The sequence below is a fragment of the Massilibacteroides vaginae genome (genome assembly GCF_900178525.1).
Lineage (GTDB): Bacteria > Bacteroidota > Bacteroidia > Bacteroidales > Tannerellaceae > Massilibacteroides > Massilibacteroides vaginae.
The window spans coordinates 1,403,640-1,410,000 of sequence record NZ_FXDJ01000009.1 but is presented as its reverse complement, the minus strand read 5'-3'; the positions used below and the strand labels follow the sequence as shown (position 1 = coordinate 1,410,000).

5 protein-coding genes and 2 rRNA genes (1 of these 7 running past the window's edge) are annotated in these 6,361 nt (G+C 43.5%); 4 read left to right on the top strand and 3 right to left on the bottom strand.

The genetic code is table 11. From position 1 onward, the window contains the following. From B9Y81_RS14290 to B9Y81_RS14280, 3 genes are all read right to left on the bottom strand, one after another. Nucleotides 1-1,026: ribosomal RNA gene (locus B9Y81_RS14290) — 23S ribosomal RNA — on the bottom strand; it reaches 1,856 nt to the left of the window's first position. A gap of 385 nt (nucleotides 1,027-1,411) precedes the next feature. Beyond that, nucleotides 1,412-2,941, bottom strand: a 16S ribosomal RNA gene (locus tag B9Y81_RS14285). The 16S and 23S rRNA genes sit together here, the layout of an rRNA operon. A 283-nt stretch (nucleotides 2,942-3,224) precedes the next feature. After that, complete coding sequence (locus tag B9Y81_RS14280; protein ID WP_085537579.1) at nucleotides 3,225-3,404, bottom strand: hypothetical protein; 180 nt, start codon at nucleotides 3,402-3,404, stop codon at nucleotides 3,225-3,227. 365 nt (nucleotides 3,405-3,769) lie between these two features. On the opposite strand from B9Y81_RS14280, the gene efp reads away from it, so the two are divergent. From efp to B9Y81_RS14255, 4 genes are all read left to right on the top strand, one after another. Further along, nucleotides 3,770-4,336: an elongation factor P gene (efp, locus tag B9Y81_RS14270; protein WP_085537577.1), complete on the top strand. Its 567-nt coding sequence runs from the start codon at nucleotides 3,770-3,772 to the stop codon at nucleotides 4,334-4,336. A 75-nt stretch (nucleotides 4,337-4,411) separates the two neighbouring features. Further along, nucleotides 4,412-5,113, top strand: a complete 702-nt coding sequence (gene radC / locus B9Y81_RS14265; RefSeq protein ID WP_085537576.1) for a RadC family protein — start codon at nucleotides 4,412-4,414, stop codon at nucleotides 5,111-5,113. Nucleotides 5,114-5,184: 71 nt separating this feature from the next. Then, a complete protein-coding gene (locus B9Y81_RS14260) occupies nucleotides 5,185-5,502 on the top strand; it encodes a metal-sulfur cluster assembly factor (RefSeq protein WP_085537575.1) in 318 nt (105 codons plus the stop codon). Between the two features lie 13 nt (nucleotides 5,503-5,515). After that, the gene (locus B9Y81_RS14255) at nucleotides 5,516-6,280 is read left to right on the top strand and encodes a UDP-2,3-diacylglucosamine diphosphatase (RefSeq protein ID WP_085537574.1); all 765 of its coding nucleotides are present in this window, start codon (nucleotides 5,516-5,518) and stop codon (nucleotides 6,278-6,280) included. Nucleotides 6,281-6,361 lie beyond the last annotated feature (81 nt).

Below are 6,361 nucleotides of genomic sequence, written 5' to 3'. Positions count from 1 at the left end.
GATGGTCTGGATTATTCTCCTCTCGGATGTGGACCTTAGCACCCACACCCTCACTCCTTATTTTAAACTAGTACGCATTCGGAGTTTATCTGGACTTGATAGGCGGCGAAGCCCTCGCATCCAATCAGTCGCTCTACCTCATACTAGTAATAATAAAGGCTGCACCTAAATGCATTTCGGGGAGTACGAGCTATCTCCAAGTTTGATTAGCCTTTCACCCCTACCCTCACTTCATTCGAAAGCTTTTCAACGCTTAACGATTCGGTCCTCCAATTAGTTTTACCTAACCTTCAACCTGAACAAGGGTAGATCACTTGGTTTCGCGTCTACTCCATCCGACTAAAACGCCCTGTTAAGACTCGCTTTCGCTTCGGCTCCGGCACTGAATGCCTTAACCTTGCCGGATAAAGTAACTCGTAGGTTCATTATGCAAAAGGCACGCCGTCACACTATGAAAGTGCTCCGACCGCTTGTAAGCAGACGGTTTCAGGAACTATTTCACTCCTCTATTCGAGGTGCTTTTCACCTTTCCCTCACGGTACTGGTTCACTATCGGTCTCTCGGGAGTATTTAGCCTTACGGGATGGGCCCCGCTAATTCACACAGGATTTCTCGTGTCCCGCGCTACTCAGGATACCACTAGGCCAATCAATCGATTCGTATACGGGGCTGTCACCCAATATCGCTGAACGTTCCAGTTCATTCTACTTCAATTAAATTGTACCACAACGTGGTCCTACAACCCCTATTATGCCTAAACAGAATAGGTTTGGGCTGTTCCGCGTTCGCTCGCCACTACTTGCGGAATCACTCTTGTTTTCTTCTCCTATGGGTACTTAGATGTTTCAGTTCCCCACGTTCGCCCCTCATTACGAGGTGTCAGGCCTTCAACCTGACGGGTTGCCCCATTCGGATATTCCGGTATCAAAGGTTATTTGCACCTAAACCGGACTTTTCGCAGCTTATCACGTCCTTCATCGCCTCCGAGAGCCTAGGCATCCACCGTCTGCCCTTACTTACTTTCTTATCAACTTAACACTAATTCTATCCGTTTTTACAAACCAATAAAACAGCTGCTGATGTATACTTTNTATCACGTCCTTCATCGCCTCCGAGAGCCTAGGCATCCACCGTCTGCCCTTACTTACTTTCTTATCAACTTAACACTAATTCTATCCGTTTTTACAAACCAATAAAACAGCTGCTGATGTATACTTTTTTATAAGTTGCTCTTTTTTACTTATTTGCTTTTGTTCAATATGTCAAAGATCGTTGTTTTAATATCTTTAATACATTATCAACTGTAGTACAAGGAAAAAAGAAAGACAATAAATTCTTTCATTCCTGTTTCGTTTACCATTTTATACCTATACCATTCACCACTATCTATCTCAAATATCCAAGGCTCCAGAAAGGAGGTGTTCCAGCCGCACCTTCCGGTACGGCTACCTTGTTACGACTTAGCCCCAGTCATCGGTTTTACCCTAGGCCGATCCTTGCGGTTACGGACTTCAGGTACCCCCAACTCCCATGGCTTGACGGGCGGTGTGTACAAGGCCCGGGAACGTATTCACCGCGCCATGGCTGATGCGCGATTACTAGCGAATCCAGCTTCACGGAGTCGAGTTGCAGACTCCGATCCGAACTGAGATGGGGTTTGGAGATTAGCATCCTGTCGCCAGGTAGCTGCCCTTTGTCCCCACCATTGTAACACGTGTGTCGCCCCGGATGTAAGGGCCGTGCTGATTTGACGTCATCCCCACCTTCCTCACAGCTTACGCCGGCAGTCTTAATAGAGTCCTCAGCTTAACCTGTTAGTAACTATTAATGAGGGTTGCGCTCGTTATGGCACTTAAGCCGACACCTCACGGCACGAGCTGACGACAACCATGCAGCACCTACATACCTGCTATTGCTAGAAGTGATGTTTCCACCACAGTCAGGTACATTTCAATCCCGGGTAAGGTTCCTCGCGTATCATCGAATTAAACCACATGTTCCTCCGCTTGTGCGGGCCCCCGTCAATTCCTTTGAGTTTCACCGTTGCCGGCGTACTCCCCAGGTGGATTACTTAACGCTTTCGCTGTGCCACTTACAATATATCGCAAACAGCTAGTAATCATCGTTTACTGCGTGGACTACCAGGGTATCTAATCCTGTTTGATACCCACGCTTTCGTGCTTCAGTGTCAGTTATAACTTAGTAAGCTGCCTTCGCAATCGGAGTTCTGCGTGATATCTAAGCATTTCACCGCTACACCACGCATTCCGCCTACTTCAACTATACTCAAGTAAACCAGTTTCAACGGCAATTTTATCGTTGAGCGACAAACTTTCACCGCTGACTTAATCTACCACCTACGCACCCTTTAAACCCAATAAATCCGGATAACGCTCGCATCCTCCGTATTACCGCGGCTGCTGGCACGGAGTTAGCCGATGCTTATTCAAAACGGTACATACAAAACAGTACACGTACTGCACTTTATTCCCGTATAAAAGAAGTTTACAAACCATAGATCCGTCATCCTTCACGCGACTTGGCTGGTTCAGGCTCGCGCCCATTGACCAATATTCCTCACTGCTGCCTCCCGTAGGAGTCTGGTCCGTGTCTCAGTACCAGTGTGGGGGACCTTCCTCTCAGAACCCCTATCCATCGTTGCCTTGGTAAGCCGTTACCTTACCAACAAGCTAATGGAACGCATGCCCATCTATCAGCGATAAATCTTTAACAAATATCCCCATGCGGGACCCCTGTTTTATGGAGTATTAGTCCGACTTTCGCCGGGTTATTCTCCTCTGATAGGTAGGTTGCATACGCGTTACTCACCCGTGCGCCGGTCGCCAGCAAATGTATTGCTACATCCCTGATGCCCCTCGACTTGCATGTGTTAAGCCTGTCGCTAGCGTTCATCCTGAGCCAGGATCAAACTCTTCGTTGTTATAAATTGTTATATCTTTGCTCTAGGATATCTTCCTTTTAAATAATGATTTATTGAATAGTACCTGTATTTAAGTCTTTGAACGGAAGTCAATTTTTTATTATCAAATTCCCTTTTCCTTTTTTAATCTTGAACCATCTATTCTATTACAATATATATACATAAAATATATACACCGCTAAACAGACAGACAAAACTGTACTACTTTTTAGTTGATATGTAATTCTTTCAAAGATCGTTTTGTTCGTTTTTTAAGCGAACGTGGATGCAAAGATACTATATTTTATTTTAAAGTTCCAAATCTTTCAGGAAAAAAGTTTTTATTATTTTTTTCAGGATTAATTTGCTTTGCTGTTCCACCCACATCTCCTCTGAAATGCGGATGCAAAAGTAGTGTTCCTAAATGTAACAAACAAGTCTTTCTGAATCTTTTTTTAAAAATAAAACCAAGATGAATTTTCATTATTCGAATAACAAGCTGGACATCAAACCTATTACACGTCTTATAGCACACAAAATATTTTTCACTCGCACACTTTCATTTTTCCACTTCTTGCTCTTTTGGCAGACAAAAACTCAACTCATTCCTCTCTTCAACCCCGCAAAGCAATACAAAAATCGAACACTTTGACATATTCATTCCAAAAGCCCATTTCCATAGAAGCTCTATACATTATATATAGGTGTAAAATATGAATTAACAATGCAGGCATTAAACAAAGCAAGACCGGTCTGCTAAAATCAGGTAACGTATTGTAACTTTGGGGAGAATGTCTTACTTTTGCCCCCAAATAGAATATAAAATATAAATCACAACTTAAAATATTTATGGCAACAACTGCTGATTTCAGAAATGGAATGTGTCTTGATATTGATGGCACTTACTTCTTTATCGTTGAGTTTCTACATGTAAAACCAGGTAAAGGTCCTGCTTTTGTGCGTACAAAATTAAGAAACGTAACCACAGGACGTATTCTGGATAAAACATGGAACTCCGGTGTAAAGGTGGAAGAGGTACGTATCGAAAGACGCCCTTATCAATTCCTTTATAAAGACGATATGGGCTACAACTTTATGCATCCGGAAACATTCGAGCAAATCTCTATCCCCGGAGAAACAATTGAAGGTGTTCAGTTCCTGAAAGAAGGAGACGCGGTTGAAGCTATGGTTCATGCAGCAACAGAAACTGTTCTTACCTGCGAATTGCCTGCTCACGTAGTTCTGGAAGTAACTTATACGGAGCCGGGTGTTAAGGGAGACACGGCAACTAACGCCACAAAACCCGCCACTGTTGAAACAGGAGCCGAAGTTCGTGTTCCATTATTCATCAACGAAGGTGAGAAGATCGAAATCGACACGCGTGACGGTTCTTATATCGGACGCGTTCGCGAATAAGCTATTTCCACATCCAAAATACACACTCCTGTTCGAAAACTTTCGGGCAGGAGTTTTTTATAACCTTACCAACCTATGAACAAAGAAATACTATCCATTAAAGAATGGGCGGTAGAAGATAGACCAAGAGAAAAAATGCTGCTCAAAGGACTTTCTTCTCTTAGTGACGCCGAATTAATCGCTATCCTAATTGGCTCTGGGAATAAAAATGAAACAGCCGTTCAGCTATCTCAACGCATCCTGTTTTCCGTCAACAATAACCTGAACACGTTGGGCAAACGTTCTGTAAAAGAACTGATCACCGGTTTTAAAGGAATAGGTGAAGCAAAAGCCATCACCATCTGTGCTGCATTAGAGCTGGGCCGCAGAAGAGCACATACCGAACCTGAAGTCAGAAGTACAATTCAAAGCAGCAAGGATGCTTATCTTTTATTTTATCCTTTGCTTTGCGATTTACCGCACGAAGAACTCTGGATTGCCATCGTTAACCAAAAAAACAAAGTAGTGGAGAAAACCCGTATTAGCCAGGGAGGAACATCAGAAACAACAGCGGATTTACGTATAATCCTTAAAGCGGCGCTAACCAATCTTGCTTCCGGCATTATTCTCTGCCACAACCATCCCTCCGGCACATTACACCCAAGTGTACAAGACGACGCATTGACCCGCCGGTTATGTACCGCCGCTAAACTACTCGATATACGTCTGCTCGACCATATTATATTAACCGATAACGGATACTACAGCTACGCGGATGAAGGTCGCATAGATGAGTAAACATTTCGCGTGTATCGGGGGTTACAGTATATGTAAACTATTTCATTTATATTTGCACAAAAAGAACGAATATGGAAAATGAATTCCTGCAAACCGAAGAGGCTATAGTAGCCATGCTTAAAACCGTGTATGACCCGGAGATTCCGGTCAATGTGTTTGATCTCGGCCTTATATATAATGTAGATGTGGATAAAGACAAAAACGTACGGATAGAGATGACGCTTACCGCTCCGAACTGTCCTGCGGCCGACTTTATCGTTGAAGATGTACGCATGAAAGTTGAATCTGTAGACGGGATCAGATCTGTGGAAATCAATCTTGTTTTTGAACCGGAATGGGATAAGGACATGATGTCTGAAGAAGCAAAACTGGAGTTAGGCTTCCTCTGATACAAACCAAACCATGAAAGAACACCGATCAAAAATATATTTCGCGTCAGATGCTCACTTGGGGGCACGATTTCATGCCGACCCACTTGCTGTTGAAAAAAAGTTGACTCGTTGGCTCGAATCAATCCGCCGGGATGCTGCCGCGATCTACTTTCTGGGAGATATGTTTGATTACTGGTACGAATACAAGTATGTTGTACCGAAAGGGTTCGTGCGCTTTCTGGGCAAAGTAGCCGAACTTTCGGACGAAGGGGTTGAAATACATTTCTTTATCGGCAATCACGACATTTGGATGTTTGATTATTTCCAAAAAGAATTCGGCGCGACTATCCACCGTGACACACTGACCGTTGACCTCTTAGGCAAACGGTTTTTCCTTGGTCATGGAGACGAAGTTGATTTCCGAAGTAAAGGCTTTCGGTTTATACGTGCCTTGTTTCGCAACAAATTCTGTCAGTTTCTTTATGCCGGCATCCATCCGCGCTGGACATTCGGTTTTGCCCTCGGGTGGTCTTTAAATAGCCGGAAAAGCGGATTGGAGCGAGAATATCAGAATAAATACCAGGGTGAAGATTCAGAATATTTAGTTTTATTCGCCAAAGATTATTTAAAAACACATCCGGAAATAAACTTCTTTATTTTCGGACACCGGCATATTATGCTCGACCTGATGTTATCCCGATCCTCCCGCCTGTTAATTGCCGGAGACTGGATGCAATTCTTCTCTTATATTGTATGGGATGGCAACAACATGTCGCTCGAACAATTCGAAGAATAAGGCAATTCCAGCAACAGTCTGCATATATCCTGCCTGAATGCCAATAAATTAGACACATTCTTTATCGTTGAAGAGATAATA